This window comes from Paraburkholderia dipogonis, assembly GCF_042680985.1.
Lineage (GTDB): Bacteria > Pseudomonadota > Gammaproteobacteria > Burkholderiales > Burkholderiaceae > Paraburkholderia > Paraburkholderia phytofirmans.
The window spans coordinates 273,119-292,317 of sequence record NZ_JBHUFR010000021.1 but is presented as its reverse complement, the minus strand read 5'-3'; the positions used below and the strand labels follow the sequence as shown (position 1 = coordinate 292,317).

The following is a 19,199-nucleotide window of genomic DNA, read 5'->3' as shown; positions in this document are numbered from 1 at the left end:
CGGCTTGCGTGCTGGCTCGCCGGTTGAGTCCGCACGGATTTGAGACAATGAAGCCCGCCGGCGAATATCTTCCCCGGACAACCGGGTGTAGGCTTGGCGTTTCATGCCGCTGCCGGCCCATCGAACAAGAGATGTTTTCAGGTATGAGCAAGACCGCATTTATTCCCAGCGTCCCCGCGACGTCGGAAGACGACTTTGAAATTTCAGCCACGTCGAAGCTGGCCGGCTACCGGCGTTTCTTCGGCGTGTTGAAAGTGGTTCGAACCACGGACGGACGCGTACTGTTTCCGTTCGACGGCGCGCCTGAACTCGGGCCGTATGCGACCAAGCTGGAAGCCGTCGCGGCGGCGCAGGTGTACGGCGAACATATTGTCATCAGCGACCTGGCGCGGCCGGAGTTGTAGAAGCGAGTGCGTGGCCGGTGTTGCGTTGATCGCTCGAGTTTCATCGTCGGTGGCGATCACTCCGGGAGCAGCAAATGATCTACGCGCGCAAAGTCGGTTCATCGGCCGCGGTCGTGCGGCGTGCGGCCTCCCTCTTGAGCCTGCTCGCCGCCACGCTCTGTCAATCCGGCTTCGCACAGGACGCCAGTGCCCCCGCCGGACAACAGGCACTCGGACGCGCCGAGGTGATTCACGCACAGGTTCGCGTCGTCGCCATCAATACCGCCACGAATAGCGTCACGCTGCGCGGACCACGCGGCAATCTCGCCGATGTCGACGTCAATCCTTCCCTGGCCGATGTCAGCCGGCTCAAGGTCGGCGACAAGCTCAACGTTGCTTATCAGCAGGCGCTACTGTTGAGCATTGACAAGCTCGCGACAAAAGGTGTGCGCGAGCGCGTGGAGACGACCGCGGCAATACCGGCGTCGGCGGGCTACGCGTCGTCGGCGCATAGCGTGAAGGTGGTCGCGACGGTGATGAAGATCGATCGCAAGAGCCGCATGGTGACGCTGCGTGGCCCGAGGCATCTGCAGATGCTCAGGGCCGCAAAGGATATTTCGCTCGATGGGTTGAAAGTCGGCGATAGCGTGCGCGCGGAATTCGTTTCGGCGGCGGCGGTGGAACTGGTGAGGGAATAGCGACCTATCGATGCCGTTGCCGATGCGTGACGTGCTCAGCCAGCAGCCGATGCATCGTAGCCAATAAAATTGGCCCATCTACCGGCTTACGAAGAAAGCCATCGTAGCTGACAAAAGCGGGCGGACTAGGCTCTCCGGAAACCAGAATGAAAGCGAAGTCGGCTAATCCAGGAAGTGTTCGCAACCGATGGCAAAACTCGCTCCCCGACATGACTGGCATCCGCCAATCCGCGACCACTATATCGACTGGGGCTTCAATGAACATGGCCAAGGCCGACTGGCCGTCGCTCGCGCTCCTTACTTCAAATCCATCAGCGGCACAAATGGCGCCCCATGCGGCCAACGCCTCCTCGTCATCGTCTACCAGCAGTACGCTTGCCATACCCATTTATCCGAGTCGCCCTATCCCGTTTGGCAGTCTGGTGTCGGCCAAAGTTCACACGGCGATTCAGGCTCAGCTCAATCACCGCCATTGCAGTAAAAGATACTGAGTGAAACAGCATCGCACCCAGTAACGATAGCCGCAGAGGAGAACATCGCGCGCCGACGCAGGGATTCAATTCAGGAGCAATTGCACGATGAAGTTGGAACGAGTTGTAGCTGGAATCGATATTGGCGGAGACCGGAAAGGGAATCACCTCGTCATTCTTCGTGGCACCGAGATTGTGTGCAACATCAGCAAGGAGCCGCCCGCCTACATGCTCGAAAAGTGCCTCCAATTCGAGGTGGCAGCGGTAGGTATTGATGCGCCCTGTTTGTGGCGAATTGGCGATGCTGGCAGGCAAGCCGAAAAAGAACTCGCCCGGCAACGAATCTTTTCATTTGCCACGCCGACTCGTGAATTGGCCTTGGCCAGTCAGAGCGGATTTTACGAGTGGATGTTCAACGGCGAGCGCGTTTATCAGACATTCGTACCGCATTTTCCTCTTTTCACACATCGAGGCGAAGCCAACGGCCGAGTCTGCTTCGAGACGTTTCCCCACGCCATCACCAGCGCGCTTCTCAAGACTGAGGCTGCTTCTGCAAAGAAAAAACGAACGCAACGCCGAGAGGTTCTGAAAGATGCGGGAATTGAAGCAGCTTCGCTAAGGTCTATCGACGAAGTGGATGCGGCGCTGTGCGCGTTGAGCGCTCATTACCTGCAAGAAGCGAGAGTCGTGACGTATGGAGATGAACTCGGTGGATTCATCGTCGTGCCGGCTCCGATTGACGGCAGCAGAACGAGGAAGTCGAGCTGCTTGAGCGATTGAGCTTATACGCGTGTGCTCAAGCGCCGTCGGCAACGAATGAGACGCCGTAAAGCGCGAAGCGCTTCTACCTGCAAGGCAGAAGCGCTTCGATTACACACTAACAACAACCGTCAACGACCCAGCCGGCAACTCACTCCACCGTCACCGACTTCGCCAGATTCCGCGGCTTGTCCACATCCGTGCCCCGCGCACACGCCGTGTGATACGCCAGCAACTGCAACGGCACCACATGCAGAATCGGCGACAGCAAACCGTAGTGCTCCGGCATCCGGATCACATGCAGACCTTCGTCATTGACGATCTTCGTATCCGCATCCGCGAACACGTACAGCTCACCGCCGCGCGCGCGCACTTCCTGGATATTCGACTTCAGCTTTTCCAGCAGCGTGTCGTTCGGCGCCACCGTCACCACCGGCATCGCTTCCGTCACGAGCGCGAGCGGCCCATGCTTCAACTCGCCAGCCGGATAAGCCTCGGCGTGAATATACGAAATTTCCTTGAGCTTCAGCGCGCCTTCGAGTGCGATCGGATAGTGCAGGCCACGCCCGAGGAACAACGCATGTTCCTTGCGCGAAAACTCTTCCGACCACGCGATGATCTGCGGCTCCAGCGCCAGCACGCTATTCAATGCCGCCGGCAAGTGGCGCAGTTGCTTCAGGTATTCCGCTTCCTGCTCGTCACTCACACGACCGCGCATCTTGCCCAGTGTCGCCGCCAGCACGAAAAGCGCAACCAGTTGCGTGGTAAACGCCTTGGTCGACGCTACACCGATCTCGCGACCCGCGTGCGTCAGGAACGAGAATTCGGTCTGACGCACCATCGCGCTCGTGCCGACGTTGCAGACCGCCAGCGTATGTTTGTGACCGAGTTCCTGCGCATGCTTGAGCGCCGCGAGCGTATCCGCCGTTTCGCCCGACTGCGAGATCACGACTACCAGCGACTTCGGATTCGCCACCGACTCACGGTAGCGATACTCGCTGGCAATTTCCACCTGCGTCGGAATCTTCGCGATCGATTCGAGCCAGTACTTCGCGGTCAGCCCCGAGTAGTAGCTCGTGCCGCATGCAAGGATCAGCAGGCTGTCGATTTCCGCGAACACCTTGCCCGCGCCCTCGCCGAACAGCGATGCGTCGAACGAATCCGCTTGCGGAATCGTGTCGGTAATCGCGCGCGGCTGCTCGAAAATTTCCTTCTGCATGAAGTGGCGATACGGGCCGAGTTCGACCGCGCCGCCATACGCCGCCACCTGACGCACTTCGCGCTGCGCTTCATTGCCGTCGCGATCGGCGATTCGCACGCCATCGAGCGACAGTTCGCACACGTCGCCCTCTTCGAGGAAGATGAACCGTTCGGTGCTGCCCGCGAGCGCCAGCGCGTCCGAAGCGAGGAAGTTCTCGCCCTGGCCGAGCCCGACCACCAGCGGCGAACCCTGCCGCGCGCCGACCACCGTATGCGGCTGGTCCTTATGCAACACGGCGATCGCATACGCGCCGTGCAATTGCCCGACAGTTTCACGCACCGCCGCGAACAGATCGCCGCGATACAGGCTGTGAATCAGATGCGCGATAACCTCTGTGTCGGTCTGCGAGACAAACGTGTAGCCCTTGCCACGCAGCATTTCACGCAGCGATTCGTAGTTCTCGATGATGCCGTTGTGTACCAACGCCAACGTATCTTTCGAGAAAATCGGGTGTGCGTTGTCCGTGACCGGCGCGCCGTGCGTCGCCCAACGCGTATGGGCGATACCCGTGATGCCTTCAAGGTGGCTCTCGCGCACCTGCTCGTCGAGGTCGGCCACGCGCGCCACGCTGCGCGCGCGGCGCGGCCCGTCCTTGCCGAGCACGGCCACGCCGCACGAATCGTAGCCGCGATATTCGAGGCGACGCAGTCCTTCGATCAGGACGGGAACGATATTACGTTGCGCTACCGCGCCGACAATGCCACACATGGCTCATTCCTTTTCAGTGCTCTAAGTGCTGGATTTCAATGAGCGCGTTTTTTACGCGCCGCACGCCTATCAGCTCTTCTTTTTGGTCGGACGCACGTAGCCCGTTTTGCTCGTTTGCGTCTTGTCGTTCAGAACCAGCGCGTCGGCTTCGACATCCTTCCAGACCGTGGTGCCCGCCGCGATCGTCGCGCCGCGCTTCACGCGCACCGGCGCAACCAGTTGCGTATCCGAACCGACGAACACGTCGTCTTCGATGATCGTGCGGAATTTGTTCGCGCCGTCGTAATTGCAGGTGATGGTCCCCGCGCCGATGTTCACGCGCGCGCCGATATCCGAGTCGCCGATATACGTGAGGTGGTTCGCTTTCGAGCCGCGGCCGAGCACCGCGTTCTTCACCTCGACGAAGTTGCCGACATGCGACTCGTCGTGCAGCGACGCGCCGGGGCGCAAGCGCGCATACGGTCCGAGCACGGCATTCGCGCCGACTTCGGCGCCTTCGATATGCGTGAATGCGTCGACGCGCGTACCGGCGCCGATGTTCGCATCGCGGATCACGCAGTTCGGTCCGATGGTGACGTTGTCAGCCAGCGTCACGCGGCCTTCGAACACGCAGTTCACGTCGATCGAGACATCGCGGCCGCATTCGAGCGTGCCGCGCACATCCAGACGCGCCGGATCGGCGAGCGTCACGCCCGCGACCAGCAACGCATCCGCCACGTTGTGCTGATGAATCCGCTCGAGTTCGGCAAGCTGCTGCTTGCTGTTCACGCCGAGCGTTTCCCACTCGTCTTCCGGCTGCGTGGTCACGACTTCGAGTCCGGCTTCGATCGCCATCTCGACCGCGTCGGTGAGATAGAACTCGCCTTGCGCATTGTCGTTCTTCAACGCGGCAAGCCAGCCGCCCAGACGCTCGGTCGGCGCGACGATGATGCCGGTGTTGATCTCGGCGATCTTGAGTTGCTCGGGCGTCGCGTCTTTCTGCTCGACGATGCGCGCCACTTTGCCTTGCGCATCACGCACGATGCGGCCATAGCCGCTCGGGTCCGCGAGCGTGACGGTGAGCACGCCGTAGCCGCCCTGCCCCGCACGCTCGGTCAACGCCTGCAGCGTGCCGGCGCGCGTAAGCGGAACGTCGCCGTAGAGCACCAGCGTGGGCGCTGAAGGATCGAGCAGCGGCAGCGCCTGCTGCACCGCGTGCCCCGTGCCGAGCTGCTGTTCCTGCACGGCGAACTGGACGTCCGGCGCGGCAACCGCTTTGCGCACGGCTTCGGCGCCGTGGCCGATCACCACCACGAGTTGCGTGGGCTTGAGCGTGCGAGCCGTGTCAATAACGTGAGCGAGGAGCGGCTGGCCAGCCAGGGGATGAAGCACCTTGGGAAGCGCGGACCGCATGCGCTTGCCGGTGCCTGCCGCCAAAATCACAATGTTCATGGCACGGCAAATAGACGAGTTTGGAGGCGTCGATTCTAACACGCACCCTCTAGCGAAAAAGGCCGCTGTGGCGGCCTCGATGCGTGCTGCAATGTGCGGAAACGCCCATACCACGGGCGTTTTTTGTCAAAGATCGTCGAACTGGACGATGGAAATCGACTTGGTCGCGCCGGGCATTGCGCCTCCTGCGGCATCGGTCGAACACGGCTCTTCGTCGAACGCGATATCGCCTTGCGGATCGGCCTCGCCGGTCGCGCGCAGACCCGCGAACGGGAACAGCTTGTGATCCATTAAGTGCGAAGGCACGACGTTCGACAGTGCGTTGAACATATTTTCGATGCGGCCCGGGAAGCGCTTCTCCCAATCGCGCACCAGCGCCTTCATTTCCGCGCGCTTCAGATTCGGCTGGCTGCCGCACAGGTTGCACGGAATGATCGGGAATTCACGCAGCTCGGCGTACTTCTCCAGATCCGTTTCCTTCACGTAGGCGAGCGGACGGATCACGATATTCTTGCCGTCGTCGGATTGCAGCTTGGGCGGCATGCCCTTCAGCTTGCCGCCGTAGAACATGTTCAGCAGCAGCGTCTGCAGAATGTCGTCGCGATGATGGCCGAGCGCGATCTTGGTCGCGCCGAGTTCACCGGCCACGCGGTAAAGAATGCCGCGCCGCAGCCGCGAGCACAGCGAGCAGGTGGTCTTGCCTTCCGGCACCAGCCGCTTGACGATGCTGTACGTATCCTGATTCTCGATGTGAAACGGAATGTCGAGCTGCTTCAGGTACTCGGGCAATACGTGCTCGGGAAAGCCGGGCTGTTTCTGGTCGAGATTCACCGCAACGATGTCGAAGTTGATCGGCGCGCGCTCACGCAGCCGCATCAGAATTTCCAGCATCGCGTAGCTGTCCTTGCCGCCCGACAGGCACACCATGACCTTGTCGCCGTTCTCGATCATGTTGAAGTCGACGATCGCCTCGCCAACCTGGCGCGCGAGCCGCTTGAACAGCTTGTTGTTCTCGTACGCTTCTTTCTGCTCACGCCGCGTGAGCGGCGTCTTGGTCCGCGCGGCGGCCTGCGTGGCCTCGGTGGCTTCAGCAGTCGAAGCAGCCGAGGCGGTCGCGGCGCCGTTCAGGATTTCCGGAGCATTCATGGCTTAATCCTCCTTGATACGGAAGACTTCGACGCCCACCGCGTCGCAATCAGGATAAACGTCCGGCTTTTCCGTCGACACGCGCGCGGCCCGCACTTGCGGATGCTCCAGCATGGTCTTGACGAGGTCGTCGCAGAGCGTTTCCTGCAAGTGGATGTGGCCTTGCTCGACGCGGCGCGAGATGGTGGAGCGCATGAAGTCGTAGTCGACGACTTCGGTCAGCTTGTCCTGAACCGGCGTGGACAGCGCGAGCGGCACGAACAGTTCGACGTTGATCACGACGCGCTGTTCGCCGCGCTTTTCGAAGTCGTGCACGCCGATGTTGATGTGCACTTCGTAATTGCGCAGAAAGAGCCGGCGGCAATCGGCGAGCCGGGGATGCGAAAGAGCGGCAAACATGTTCGTTCCAGTCGAAAAAGGCGTGCGGAGCACGCAAAGGGACGCTTCACCGCGCGGCGGCCGCCGCTATCACGGCCGGCCGCGCGCGCTTCAGGCGCCCGTCAAAAACATAACGTCGCGCGGCAGGGGCACGAGGTGCTGCCCGCCGTCGACCACCAGCGTCGTTCCGGTGACGCCCGCTGCATCCGCGAGATACAGCGCGGCGGCGACAATATCCTCGGCCCGCGACGCGCGGCCCAAAGGCGTAGTACGGTGAGCGGCTTCAAAACCTTGCGGCGTTTGATCACCGGATTGCATCGTCAGACCGGGCGCAAGCCCGACCACGCGGACTTTCGGCGCCAACGCCTGCGCCAGCGCGACCGTGGCTGTCTGCAACGCCGCCTTGGTCAGCGTGTAAGACAGATAGTCCGGGTTCATGTTGTACAGCTTCTGATCCAGCACGTTGATGACGACGCTGCGCAGACTTTCGTCGGTGCGCGCGGCGTCCGGCGTCGCTTCGAACAGCCTGCGCGCCAGCACCAGCGGCGCGCCGACGTTCATCGCGGTCAGCTTCAGCAGCAGTTCGTAACCGACGGTTTGCGCCGTGTCCTCCTCGAAGCGCGACGCGTTGTTGACGATACACGACGGCAGGCCCAAAGCGTCGATACAAGCCGGCAAAAGCCGCTCGACTTGCGCTTCATCGCCCAATTCGGCGTGCAAGGCGACGGCCCGGCGGCCCAGCGCGGTGATTTCAGCGACCAGTTCGTCGGCCTCTTCCCGCGATGCGCCGTAGTGGACGGCCACGTCCCAGCCACGCGCGGCAAAGCCGAGCGCGAGCGCCCGCCCGATACGGCGGGCGGCGCCGGTAATCAGCACGACGCGCGGCGTTTCGGGCGCGCGGGGGGCGGCGGTGTCCAGAGAGACGGTCATTTACAATGCGGGGATGAATCCGAAAGCTCACCAACCCGATAGTTTACCTGCTCCCGGCCCAGGCGCGCTTGCGCAGTCCGAAGCGCTGGTCGCGCAGATCCGCACGGAGCTCGACACCGCCGGCGGCTGGCTGCCGTTCGACCGTTACATGGAACGCGTGCTTTACGCGCCGGGACTCGGCTATTACAGCGGCGGCGCCCGCAAATTCGGGCTGCGCGGCGACGACGGCAGCGACTTCGTCACTGCGCCGGAACTGTCGCCGCTGTTCGCCGCGACACTGGCGCGCCCGGTTGCCGAGGCCTTGCAAGCGAGCGGCACGCGCGACGTGATGGAATTCGGCGCCGGAACGGGCAAACTCGCCGCCGGCGTGCTGAACGCGCTCGACGCATTGGGTGCGGAATTCGACAGCTACTCGATCGTGGATCTGTCGGGCGAGCTTCGCGAACGCCAGCGGGACACGATCGAAGCCGCCGCGCCCACGCTTGCTGCCAAAGTGCGCTGGCTGGATGCTTTGCCGGAGCGATTCGAGGGCGTGGTGATCGGCAACGAGGTGTTGGACGCGATGCCGGTGCGGCTGTTCGCGTCCAACGGCGGGGCGTGGCACGAGCGCGGCGTGGTGTGGCGCGACGAGGCGTTCGCATTCGACGACCGGCCTGTGCCCGCCGCCGCGGATCTCGCGCTGCTGTCGGAAATCGAAACCGCCGGCGAAGACTACGTGACCGAAACGCACGAAGCCGCGAGCGCATTTACGCGGACCATCTGCACGATGCTTGCGCGCGGCGCGGCCTTCTTCATCGACTATGGTTTTCCGCGTCACGAGTATTACCATGCGCAGCGTGCGCAGGGCACGTTGATGTGTCACTACCGGCACCGGGCGCATGGCGATCCGTTCCTCTATCCGGGTTTGCAGGACATCACGGCGCATGTGGAATTTACCGGCATCGCCGAAGCGGGCGTCGAGACGGGTGCGGACTTGCTGGGGTTTACGTCGCAAGCGCGATTTTTGCTGAATGCCGGGATTACCGACGTGTTATCTGAAATCGATCCTGCGGATACGGCGAGATATTTGCCTGCGGCGAATGCGGTGCAGAAGTTGTTGTCGGAGGCGGAGATGGGAGAGTTGTTCAAGGTGATTGCGTTTTCGCGCGGACTGGATGAGACGCTGCAGGCGTTTTCCAGTGGCGACCGGTCGCATACGTTGTGAATTTTTGCTTCAGGAGCTGGCCATGATTCGCTGGCTGTTGACTACGTTTATTGCCGTGGCGGTGTTGTCGTCTTGCTGGCCGTGGCTCAGGAAAATCGGTATTGGGCGGTTGCCTGGCGATGTGACTTTGCGGATTTTTGGGCGGGAGTACCCGTTTCCGTTTATGTCGACGTTGGTGCTTTCCATGCTGTTGTCGATTGTTGCCAGGGTTTTGTAGGTTCGGTTTTTTGCCTTTGGCGGTGGGGGTGTTTTTTTCTGGTTGGCTGAGGGTTGGCCTTTCCTTGATTTGTTTGTGGTCTATTAGCGTTGCCCCTGTGCGGGGCGGCACCTACTTCTCTTTGCCGCCGCAAAGAGAAGTAGGCAAGAGAAAGCGGCTCACACCGCTAATTCTTAAGCGGGTCCCCCGCACAGTTGCGGTAGTGGTACATCTGGAATCAGTGCTTTCGCACATTCGGCGTAAGTGACAAAGCAGTCATACATCCGGCGGCGCTGCGCGCGCCGTCGCGGTCGTTCGGCAAACAACCCACGATTTTTTTGTGCTTTTAATAGTTAGGATGCCTACTGTACGGCACCTAAGTGCAACGTTGAAGAATTGAGCAGCCGAGTTTGGCATCTGCCAGTTTCGAGGCGGGGCCAGTGCCCGCCATGCGAACGACTCCGCTGTTTTTCAGCCGGACCGTTCCGACGAGCGCGCAGCGCGAGGCGGGAAGAATGAGTGCTGTGTCACAGGCGCCGAATGCGCGAGAGCACAGATTCCAGATGCACCACTACCGCGGCTGCGCGGGGGACCCGCTTATGGGCTAGCGGTGTGAAGCGGCTTTCTTTGCCTACTTTCTTTGCCGCGGCAAAGAAAGTAGGTGCCGCCCCGCACAGGGGCAACGCTAATAGACCACTAAAAATTCAAGGAAAGGCCAACACCCCAAGCACAACGAACCACACCAAACCGAACACCAAAACCCCTACGAAATAGCCAACTCCACAGCCCGCACCCGCTCCTGATGCACAGCATCCTTAATCCCCGCAGGCGCGTCAGCAAGCCGCATAGCCACAGCACCTGCATCAACGCCACGCGCAGCGACAAGCGCCACCCTCAACCGCTCAGCCTGCGGATACTCCCGCATCTCAAACCCAAGCCGCCCGCGAGCATCCGCCTCACAAGCCTGCAACGCTTCAGCAAACCGCGCAGGTTTCCGAATCGCATCACTGCGCTCCAACAACCTCACCAGCGCGGCAGCGCCCATCTCCATCACGCGATGAATATTGCCATGCTCACGCGCAACCAGCACCGCAAGATCGCGGCAATCGTTCGGCACCCGCAGCCGCTCGCATAACGGCTTCAACAGATCCACGCTGCGCCCCTCGTGGCCAATATGCCGCGGCAGCACGTCCTCCGGTGTGGTCGCCTTGCCGAGATCATGCGCCAGCGCAGCAAATCGAACCGGCAACGCATACCCCTGCTGCGCGGCATGATCGACCACCATCATCACATGCACCCCCGTGTCCACCTCAGGGTGATAATCGGCACGCTGCGGCACGCCAAACAGCGCGTCAATCTCCGGCAGAATCCGCGCCAACGCCCCACACTCGCGCAGCACCTCGAACATGCGCGACGGCTTCTTCTCCATCAAGCCGCGCGACACTTCCTGCCACACGCGCTCAGCCACCAGCGCATCCACTTCGCCGTCGGCCACCATCTTGCGCATGAGCGCCAGCGTCTCCGGCGCGACCGTGAAGTCCACAAAGCGCGCCGCGAACCGCGCAATCCGCAAAATCCGCACAGGGTCTTCGAGAAACGCATCGCTGACGTGACGAAACACGCGCGCCTGCAAGTCACCCTGGCCGTTGAACGGATCGATCACCGGGCCGGTCAACTCGCCGTCCGGGCGCACCTCGCGCGCCATGGCATTGATGGTCAGATCGCGGCGCGCCAGATCTTCTTCGAGCGTGACGTCCGGCGCATAGAAGAACTGGAAGCCGTGATAGCCGGCCGCCGTCTTGCGCTCCGTGCGGGCGAGCGCGTACTCCTCATGCGTCTGCGGATGCAGGAAGACCGGAAAATCCTTGCCCACCGGACGGTAGCCCTGCGCCACCATCTGCTCCGGCGTCGCACCGACCACCACGTAATCACGGTCCTGCACCGGCACGCCCAACAACTCGTCGCGGATCGCGCCGCCTACTGCATAGATGTTCATGGACATACGTCCAGGTACGGAACCGCATGCGTTTCGCTGAGCGCGTCGTCGATCCACGCTTTCACCGCCGGCAGTTCCGTCACGCGCCGCACATAAGCTTTGGAGACTTCCGACAGCGCCGGCTGCCACGTGTTAAAACGCATCACGACCGGCGCGTACATTGCATCGGCAATGCTGAACTCGCCGAATAAAAACGGGCCGCCGTAAGTCTCGAGACAGCCGCGCCAGATCGCCTCGATCCGCGCGATATCGGCAAGCGTGCCCGGCGTCGCGTTCTTGCCCGGAAACGATGCGCGAATGTTCATCCACATGTTCGAGCGCAAATCCCCGAAGCCCGAATGCATTTCCGCGCTCACGCTACGCGCGCGGCTGCGTGCCGCCGCGTCGCGCGGCCACAGCGCGTGTTGAGGAAAGCGCTCAGCCAGCGTTTCGGCGATCGCTAGCGAATCCCACGTGGCCGAACCGTCGTCGTTGACCATGCATGGAATCTTGCCCGGACCCGACGGCGCAAGCGCGAGCACTTTTGCGTTGGTGTCCGGCTGATTCAGATGAATCAACACTTCCTCGAACGGAATGTCGAAGTGTTTGAATAGCAGCCACGGCCGCATCGACCACGACGAGTAGTTCTTATCACCAATAAGCAGCTTCATGCTTTGTATAAGGAATGGAAAAAAATTTAACGCCCCGCGCTGGCGCGGAATGTGTCGAAGCGTGAACGCGTCGACGCACCGGTCAGATAGATCGGCGCGATCGCTTCGATGCTGGCCGGCTCGATGCCGAGTTCGGGCGCAAGCGGTCCGCTCAACACGTTGTCGACTTTCATCGAATCGAGATTGTCGCGCGAGATCACCGGTTCGCCGGGCGCCATTTCGAATGTCAGCGCCTGCAGGCGCGCGAACGCCTCCGGCAAGCGGATGATGCGTGCATGCTTGCCGATCACATCGCCGCAATATTTGACGAGATCTTCGAGCGAGTAAACGGTCGGGCCGCCGAGTTCATAAGTGCGGCCGCTGGCGGCGTCGAGATCGAGCACGTTGACGATCGCCTTCGCCACGTCGCCGACATAGACCGGCTGGAATTTCGCATCCGGCATGGCGAGCGGAATCACCGGAAACATCCGTTGCAGAACGGCGAACTTGTTGAGGAATTGATCCTCCGGGCCGAACACCACGGAAGGCCGGAAAATCGTCCACGCCAGATTCGCCGCGTGCACGGCCTTCTCGCCGTCGCCCTTCGAGCGTGTGTACATGCTCGGTCCGTTCGGATCGGCGCCCAACGCGCTCACATGAAGCAGCCGGTGCACGCCCTTGCCTTCGCACGCGGCCACGATTTTGGTCGGCAGTTCCACGTGCATCCGCGCGAACTCCGACCCGTAAGGCGTGCCGCGTTTGCCGTGCAGCGTGGCCACGAGGTTGATCACGCAATCCGCGCCTTCTACGAAGCGCGCGAGTTGAACCGGATCGAACACGTCCGCTTCGATCACGTCGATGGGCAAGAGGGTGAGATGGCGGGCGTTGTAACGCCGCCGGGTGGCGATGCGCACGTCTTTGCCCATTTCGACGAGGGCGTTGACGAGATGGCTGCCGATAAAACCGGAGCCGCCGATAATCGCAATGGCTTTATGTCGCATTTTCGACTCCCTGGTGGAAGCCGCGGCAACGGCTGGCGTGGCGCGCCGCCGCCTCTGAATGAAGCGGCGGCGGCACGGCGCTTTACGGCGCGATATAACCCAGACGCGCCTTCAGCGATTGCGGACGGCCTTCGAACAATGCCGCGTAGTAGACCGTGTTGGACAACACATTCTTAACGTAGTCGCGCGTTTCCTGGAACGGAATCGCCTCGGCGAAGATCGCGCCTTCCACCGGATGCTGCAAGGACTGCCGCCAGTTGCGCGGACGGCCGGGGCCGGCGTTATAGCCCGCGGTGGCGAGCACGGCCGATCCATCGAACTGATTGTAGATCATCGACAGATAGTTCGTGCCCAGCAGGATGTTGGTGTTGATGTCGTTCATCTGTTCGCGCGAGATCGGACCGAGGCCGATCTTCTTCGCGACCAGTTGCGCGGTGCCCGGCATCAACTGCATCAAACCGCTCGCGCCGACTTCCGAGCGCGCGTTCATGATGAAACGCGACTCCTGGCGAATCAGTCCATAAGCCCATTCCACGTCCAGCCCATTCGACTGCGAATCGCGCTCGACGATATCCTTGAACGGCGACAGATAGCGCAGCGAGAAATCATGCTCGCTCTTCGTACGGTCCGCCGTGTTGACGGTGCGGTCATACAGTTCGATTCGGCGCGCGTATTCGGCGGCCGCGATCAGTTGCCGATCGCTCATGGTGCGCAGCGGCCAGTTCCATTCGCGATTGCCTTCGAGCCGCAGATTCAGCGCGTAGAAACGCTGCGCCAGATCGAAACCGGGCGTGTTGCCGGCCTGTTGCACTTCGGCGTCGCTCACCGTGGTTTTCGGCGGAACCGTGATCTTCTGGCCCAACTCTTCCGCCGCCAGTTGACCGTAGAAGTTGTAGCCCTGCGAGATCGACTCGAATTCCTGGGTGGCGGTGGCCGTGTCGCCGGCCTGCTTGAGCGCGCGGGCATGCCAGTAGACCCACGACGGCTGATTGCGCAGCGCAGCGGGCATCTGTTCAATCGACCAGCGCACCATCGTCCAGTCGCCCGCGAGCAAGGCGGTGCGGGTGCGCCACTCATACGCTGGGTTCGACAGCGGCGCATTCACCGACAGGCGATACCAATCCACCGCGCTCGGCATCTGCTTGGCGGCAGCCTGATAGGCAATCGTGCCCCAGCCGATGGCGCGCTCGGGCGAACTCAGCGACGGCGCCACCGACGCGAACGTGGCCGCGGCCATGGCCGGATCGTTGCGCGCCATGCGCGTGATGGCCAGCAGCGCGAGTTGATGCGACTGCGTATCCGGGCCGACGCCGCGCGCGAGCAACAGCGGCGGCGTGGTGGTGGCCTGATTGAACAGCACCGGATCGGGCGGCTGGTTGCTGAGCGCGTCGACGAGCTTGGCGCCTGTGTTGGTGTAGTTCTGTTCGTAGGCGAGGCGGATCTGTTGCCACACGTCGGCGGAATTGAACTGCTGGTTGATGGACAGCGAGGTGATCAGATCGACGCAGCCGTCGCCGTACCACTTCGGATCGACCAGCAGCGCGCGCGCCGCGTCGGCGACGTTTTCGCCGCGCGAGGCACGCGATTCGAGCGCATAGCATTTCACCTGCGTGTCGTCGTTCAGCACGAAGCGGGCATATTGCTGATCGAAGTTACGCCAGTCGTGCCGTGCGCCGAGCACCGTGAGGTAGTCGTTGCGCATGCGGTCGGCGATCGCCTGGCCGTCGTACTTCTGCAGGAACGCCAGCACCGGCGCGTCCGGCGCGTCGATCCGCGCGTGGCCGCTCGAATCGAACAACTGCGGCTTGATCTGGAAGTACTCCAGATACGAAGGCGCCGGGTAGCTCGGAATCATGGCGGCCAGTTGCGCGGCGCGCCCTGCGTCATTATTGCGGGCGGCTTCGCGCAATTGGACGAAGATCTGGTCGTCGTTCGTGAGTTGCGAAAGGGGAAGGGGCTTGACGGCGGAGGCCGTGCTGCACGCGACGAGTGCCGCAGCGGCAAGCGCCAGACCGGCCGCGCGATATACTCGGTAAAGGCGTTTTGACATCGTTGTTTCTGGAGCGCGAATTGAACCCAAGCATAGCATGCAACCCTGCCGCGGAATCGAAAAAGGCGCTGCGGAAAATGCTATTGGAAGCAAGGCTGCAAGCCGCTTCCGAGCCCGCGCACAATAGCGCGCTCGCCCGGCACCTGCTCGATGCGTTAAAGCAGTACGGCGTGCACAGCGTAGGATTCTACTGGCCGCTCGCCGGCGAGTTCGACGCGCGGGCCGCGATCTCGGTCTGGCTTGCGGCAGATGCGCAACGCGAGGCGAGTCTGCCGGTGGTCAAGGAACGTAGCGCCCCGCTTGAATTTCACGCATGGACTCCCAACACGCCGATGAGGATCGGCCATCACAAGATCGGCGAGCCCGCGTCCGGGCGCATCGTGATTCCGCAACTGCTGTTCGTGCCGTGCGTGGGCTTCGATTCGCACGGCTACCGGCTCGGCTACGGCGGCGGTTATTACGATCGCACGCTGGCTGCGTGGCCCGGAGAGACCAAGCCGATCACGGTCGGCATCGCGTATGAAGCCTGCCGCACGCAGGCATTTCTGCGCGAAGTCCATGACATTCCGCTCGACCTGATCGTCACCGAGGCCGCGCTCTATCCGCGCCCGGTGGATTAAGCAACTGGCCAGCGCCGCGCTGCGGCAAAGAGACATCCCTGCGTTATAAAGACGCCGCCGCCCGCGCGGCCGTGTCGTAAAGACCCGAGGCGTTGCGCATCAGTTGCGCCGCTTCGCCGATCTGCTCGTTGGTCAGGCCGCTTTCCTTCAGCGTCGAAATCAGACAGCTCTCGCGCACCTCGCGATATTTCAGACAAAGCTCGCGGCCCGCGTCGGTTGCCGAGAAGAACACTTCCTTGCCGGTCTTTTCGCTTTTTACATACCCTCTAGCTACGAGCTTCTTCAACGCGTAGGTGGCGACGTGCGTGTCCTCGATGTTCAGCACGAAGCAGATGTCCGCCAGCTTTTTGCGGCGCTCGCGATGGCTGACGTGGTGCAGCAGCGAGACCTCGATGGCGGTCATGTCCTTTTCGCCCGCCGCCGACATGCAGCGCACCATCCATCGGTTGAATGCATTGCCCGCCATGATGAGCGCGTACTCGAGTTCGGACAGTTCCGCGCTGGTCTCGGACACGAGATGTTCCGAGGAGACGATCTTGGTGGGATGGCGCGACATGGTGACGATTCTCGGCAAACAGGTTGGGAAGGTGTCGGGAGTGTACGACGCGCGTCGGATCCCAGCGAGCCTGGCACAAACGCTTATTGAGAAATTGTTGATATTTTATTGATAATGTACGCTTCAACCGCCGTTTGCCCGATGCCGATAACCGATCAAAGGGCGTGCTGTGCCCGAATTCTCCGACTCGACCTGGGCCCTTAATTCATGATCCAACCTAGAATCTTTCCGCTCGGCGATGCCGCGCTAGTCTGCGAAGCGCCGCCGCCCGCCACGCTGGAATGCCAGCGGCGCGTGTGGGCGGCCGCCGAGGCCGCGCGCGACTGGCCGCATGTGCTAGAGGTGGTGCCGGGCATGAACAACCTCACGCTCGTCTTCGACCCGCTCGAGGCCGACCGCGACGCGCTGGTGAGCCATCTTCAGGCGGCTTGGGACGCGGTGAGCGACGCGCCCGCGCTGGGCCGCGAAGTCGAGATTCCGGTGCAGTACGGCGGCGAGTTCGGCCCCGATCTGCAGACGGTCGCGAATCACACGGGCTTGAGCGTGCGCGAGGTCGTCGAACGTCATTCGCAGGGTGACTATGTCGTGTTCTTTCTCGGCTTCCAGCCGGGGTTCGCCTACATGGGCGGCCTCGAAGCCGCGCTGCACACGCCGCGCCGCGCGTCGCCGCGGCTCGAAGTGCCGGCCGGCTCGGTCGGCATCGGAGGCGAACAGACAGGGATTTATCCGGCCACCTCGCCTGGCGGCTGGCAGTTGATCGGCCGCACCGAGCTGCCGCTGTTCGATCCGGCACGCCGGCCGCCCACGCTGTTGCAGCCGGGAGACCGGGTGCGCTTCACCATCGCGGGGATACACGCATGATCGATGTGATTCGCGCGGGTCTGTTGACCACGATTCAGGATCTCGGCCGTCACGGCTACCGGCATCTCGGCGTCGCGATGGGTGGGGCGCTCGACCGTCTGTCGCTCGAAGTGGGCAACCGGCTGGTCGGCAACCGGCCCGATGCGGCGGGTCTGGAAATCACCTTCGGCCCGACCGTGCTGCGCTTTCTGCGCGCCACGCGGGTCGCCATCACCGGCACCGAATTCGGCGCGACGCTCGACGGCAAGCCTGTGTACTCGTGGTGGAGCCTGCCGGTGCAGGCCGGCCAGGAGCTGGTGCTCAATGCGGCGAAGCGCGGCATGCGCGGCTATGTGTGCGTGGCGGGCGGCGTCGACGTCCTGCCGATGCTCGGCTCGCGCAGCACCGATCTGGCCGGCCATTTCGGCGGACTCGGCGGCCGCGCGCTGCGCGACGGCGACCGCCTGCCGGTCGGCGCGCCGCCGCAGCGCGGCCATCTCGGCTTTACCCCCGAGGCGCCGGAATTCGGCGTCAAGGCGCCCGCCTGGTGCAAGTTCGTGCTGGTCCATGAGCCGCTGCGGCGTGGCCGTCATCCGTCGGGCGTGCCGTGGGCGGTGCCGATCCGCGTGCTGCGCGGGCCGGAATACGAGAGCTTCACCGATGAAGCCCACGAGTCGTTCTGGTCCGATGAATGGCTCGTCACGCCGAACAGCAATCGCATGGGCTACCGCCTCGCGGGCACCGAACTCAAGCGCACGCGCAAGGCCGATCTGCTTTCGCACGCCGTGCTGCCCGGCACGATCCAGGTGCCGCCGAACGGCCAGCCGATCGTGCTGATGAGCGACGCGCAAACCACCGGCGGCTATCCGAAGATCGGCGCGGTGATTCAGGCGGATCTGTGGAAGCTCGCGCAAGTGCGCCTGAACGCCGCCGTCCGCTTCATCCCGACGACACCCTACGAGGCGCGCCAGGCTTTGCTGGAAGAACGTACGTATTTGCGGCAGATCGACGCCGCGATCGCAATGCATGAAGAACGCTGCGCACGGCAGCCGGCCGTCGCGGCACTGTAACGACGAACGATAAGCGTCTCCAACCTGGCGCTTCGCGCCAGTTGCCGAGGAGCCCAGGAAACCTGGGGCTGCCCGGCGTTTTGTTGAAAAGTAGAGGAACACCATGGAAATCGATTTGAACGCCGATCTCGGCGAAGGCTGCGGGTCCGACGAAGCACTGCTCGACCTCGTCAGCTCGGCGAACATCGCGTGTGGCTGGCACGCGGGCGGCGCCAACGCGATGCGCGACTGCGTGCGCTGGGCGGTGCAGAAAGGTGTGTCGATTGGCGCGCATCCGAGCTTCAACGACCCGGAGAATTTCGGCCGCAAGGAAATGGATCTGCCGGCCAACGAGATTTACGCGGGCGTGTTGTATCAACTCGGCGCGCTGTCGGCGATTGCCCAGGCCGAGGGCGGGCGCATCGCGCACGTCAAGCCGCATGGCGCGCTCTACAACCAGGCCGCGCGCGACAGCAAGATCGCCGACGCGATCGTCTCGGCGGTGCACGATTTCGATCCATCGGTGGCGGTGTTCGCGCTTGCCAGCAGCGGGCTTGTGACGGCCGCGCGCAACGCGGGTCTCGTCGCCGTCGAAGAAGTCTTTGCCGATCGCGGCTATCGCGCGGACGGCTCGCTGGTGCCGCGTAAAGAACCCGGCGCGCTGCTCGACGACGAAGACGAAGTGCTGACGCGCACGCTCGCCATGATTCGCGAGCAACGCGTGCAGGCCGTGGACGGTCAATGGGTGTCGCTGAACGCACAGACCATCTGCCTGCACGGGGACGGTCCGCATGCTCTGGCGTTCGCGCGGCGCATTCGCGGCGCGTTGCAGGACGCGGGCATCGAGGTCCACGCGGCCGGCGCCGCGCGCGCCTGAAGCGCCGGCCGAAGCAT

20 protein-coding genes are annotated in these 19,199 nt (G+C 62.7%); 9 read left to right on the top strand and 11 right to left on the bottom strand.

All coding sequences use genetic code 11. The annotated features are described in order from the left end of the window. Positions 1–143: 143 nt before the first annotated feature. Together ACFSNN_RS27050 and ACFSNN_RS27045 are read left to right on the top strand one after the other, a co-directional pair. A complete protein-coding gene (locus ACFSNN_RS27050) occupies positions 144–404 on the top strand; it encodes a DUF6723 family protein (RefSeq protein ID WP_132376655.1) in 261 nt (86 codons plus the stop codon). Positions 405–478: 74 nt separating this feature from the next. After that, complete coding sequence (locus ACFSNN_RS27045; protein WP_134457607.1) at positions 479–1,081, top strand: copper-binding protein; 603 nt, start codon at positions 479–481, stop codon at positions 1,079–1,081. 4 nt (positions 1,082–1,085) lie between these two features. Here the strand turns inward: ACFSNN_RS27045 and ACFSNN_RS27040 are convergent, their stop codons facing one another. Next, the gene (locus ACFSNN_RS27040; RefSeq protein ID WP_134457606.1) at positions 1,086–1,463 is read right to left on the bottom strand and encodes a response regulator; all 378 of its coding nucleotides are present in this window, start codon (positions 1,461–1,463) and stop codon (positions 1,086–1,088) included. 196 nt (positions 1,464–1,659) lie between these two features. On the opposite strand from ACFSNN_RS27040, the gene ACFSNN_RS27035 reads away from it, so the two are divergent. Continuing rightward, a complete protein-coding gene (locus ACFSNN_RS27035) occupies positions 1,660–2,331 on the top strand; it encodes a DUF429 domain-containing protein (RefSeq protein ID WP_134457605.1) in 672 nt (223 codons plus the stop codon). 130 nt (positions 2,332–2,461) lie between these two features. Here the strand turns inward: ACFSNN_RS27035 and glmS are convergent, their stop codons facing one another. The 5 genes from glmS to ACFSNN_RS27010 form a co-directional block, all read right to left on the bottom strand. After that, entirely contained in the window at positions 2,462–4,279 is a 1,818-nt protein-coding gene (glmS, locus tag ACFSNN_RS27030) for a glutamine--fructose-6-phosphate transaminase (isomerizing) (protein ID WP_134457604.1), read from the bottom strand. Between the two features lie 69 nt (positions 4,280–4,348). Further along, on the bottom strand, positions 4,349–5,710 hold the full coding sequence (gene glmU / locus ACFSNN_RS27025) for a bifunctional UDP-N-acetylglucosamine diphosphorylase/glucosamine-1-phosphate N-acetyltransferase GlmU (protein ID WP_134457603.1): 1,362 nt from the start codon (positions 5,708–5,710) through the stop codon (positions 4,349–4,351). Positions 5,711–5,836: 126 nt separating this feature from the next. After that, positions 5,837–6,856 carry a tRNA 2-thiocytidine(32) synthetase TtcA gene (gene ttcA / locus ACFSNN_RS27020; RefSeq protein ID WP_134457602.1) on the bottom strand — a complete coding sequence of 340 codons (1,020 nt, stop codon included), beginning with the start codon at positions 6,854–6,856 and terminating at the stop codon, positions 5,837–5,839. Between the two features lie 3 nt (positions 6,857–6,859). Next, positions 6,860–7,255, bottom strand: a complete 396-nt coding sequence (locus tag ACFSNN_RS27015) for a dihydroneopterin aldolase (protein WP_106303481.1) — start codon at positions 7,253–7,255, stop codon at positions 6,860–6,862. 90 nt (positions 7,256–7,345) lie between these two features. Then, positions 7,346–8,164 (bottom strand): SDR family oxidoreductase, encoded by an 819-nt coding sequence (locus tag ACFSNN_RS27010; RefSeq protein ID WP_134457601.1) that lies wholly within the window; start codon positions 8,162–8,164, stop codon positions 7,346–7,348. 13 nt (positions 8,165–8,177) lie between these two features. Here ACFSNN_RS27010 and ACFSNN_RS27005 point away from each other — a divergent pair, with 13 nt between their 5' ends. Together ACFSNN_RS27005 and ACFSNN_RS27000 are read left to right on the top strand one after the other, a co-directional pair. Next, positions 8,178–9,368, top strand: a complete 1,191-nt coding sequence (locus tag ACFSNN_RS27005) for a class I SAM-dependent methyltransferase (protein WP_134457600.1) — start codon at positions 8,178–8,180, stop codon at positions 9,366–9,368. A gap of 22 nt (positions 9,369–9,390) precedes the next feature. Beyond that, the gene (locus ACFSNN_RS27000) at positions 9,391–9,585 is read left to right on the top strand and encodes a DUF2905 domain-containing protein (RefSeq protein WP_134457599.1); all 195 of its coding nucleotides are present in this window, start codon (positions 9,391–9,393) and stop codon (positions 9,583–9,585) included. Between the two features lie 742 nt (positions 9,586–10,327). Here ACFSNN_RS27000 and ACFSNN_RS26995 read toward each other — a convergent pair. The 4 genes from ACFSNN_RS26995 to ACFSNN_RS26980 form a co-directional block, all read right to left on the bottom strand. After that, the gene (locus ACFSNN_RS26995; protein WP_134457598.1) at positions 10,328–11,560 is read right to left on the bottom strand and encodes a multifunctional CCA addition/repair protein; all 1,233 of its coding nucleotides are present in this window, start codon (positions 11,558–11,560) and stop codon (positions 10,328–10,330) included. Continuing rightward, positions 11,557–12,210 carry a glutathione S-transferase family protein gene (locus ACFSNN_RS26990; protein ID WP_134457597.1) on the bottom strand — a complete coding sequence of 218 codons (654 nt, stop codon included), beginning with the start codon at positions 12,208–12,210 and terminating at the stop codon, positions 11,557–11,559. The genes ACFSNN_RS26995 and ACFSNN_RS26990 overlap by 4 nt, the downstream gene beginning before the upstream one ends. Positions 12,211–12,236: 26 nt before the next feature. After that, the gene (locus ACFSNN_RS26985; RefSeq protein ID WP_134457596.1) at positions 12,237–13,190 is read right to left on the bottom strand and encodes a complex I NDUFA9 subunit family protein; all 954 of its coding nucleotides are present in this window, start codon (positions 13,188–13,190) and stop codon (positions 12,237–12,239) included. An 82-nt stretch (positions 13,191–13,272) separates the two neighbouring features. Then, on the bottom strand, positions 13,273–15,240 hold the full coding sequence (locus ACFSNN_RS26980) for a lytic transglycosylase domain-containing protein (RefSeq protein WP_134457595.1): 1,968 nt from the start codon (positions 15,238–15,240) through the stop codon (positions 13,273–13,275). A 77-nt stretch (positions 15,241–15,317) separates the two neighbouring features. Here ACFSNN_RS26980 and ACFSNN_RS26975 point away from each other — a divergent pair, with 77 nt between their 5' ends. Beyond that, positions 15,318–15,860: a 5-formyltetrahydrofolate cyclo-ligase gene (locus ACFSNN_RS26975; protein WP_244322807.1), complete on the top strand. Its 543-nt coding sequence runs from the start codon at positions 15,318–15,320 to the stop codon at positions 15,858–15,860. Between the two features lie 43 nt (positions 15,861–15,903). On the opposite strand, the gene ACFSNN_RS26970 is transcribed toward ACFSNN_RS26975, so the two are convergent. Then, complete coding sequence (locus ACFSNN_RS26970) at positions 15,904–16,416, bottom strand: winged helix DNA-binding protein (RefSeq protein WP_106284849.1); 513 nt, start codon at positions 16,414–16,416, stop codon at positions 15,904–15,906. A 207-nt stretch (positions 16,417–16,623) separates the two neighbouring features. Between ACFSNN_RS26970 and pxpB the strand changes: the two genes are divergently transcribed. The 3 genes from pxpB (at position 16,624) to pxpA (ending at position 19,182) form a co-directional block, all read left to right on the top strand. Next, on the top strand, positions 16,624–17,277 hold the full coding sequence (pxpB, locus tag ACFSNN_RS26965; protein ID WP_134457594.1) for a 5-oxoprolinase subunit PxpB: 654 nt from the start codon (positions 16,624–16,626) through the stop codon (positions 17,275–17,277). After that, the gene (locus ACFSNN_RS26960) at positions 17,274–18,326 is read left to right on the top strand and encodes a 5-oxoprolinase subunit C family protein (RefSeq protein WP_134457593.1); all 1,053 of its coding nucleotides are present in this window, start codon (positions 17,274–17,276) and stop codon (positions 18,324–18,326) included. The genes pxpB and ACFSNN_RS26960 overlap by 4 nt, the downstream gene beginning before the upstream one ends. Before the next feature lie 103 nt (positions 18,327–18,429). Further along, positions 18,430–19,182 carry a 5-oxoprolinase subunit PxpA gene (pxpA, locus tag ACFSNN_RS26955; RefSeq protein WP_134457592.1) on the top strand — a complete coding sequence of 251 codons (753 nt, stop codon included), beginning with the start codon at positions 18,430–18,432 and terminating at the stop codon, positions 19,180–19,182. The last annotated feature ends 17 nt before the right edge of the window (positions 19,183–19,199 follow it).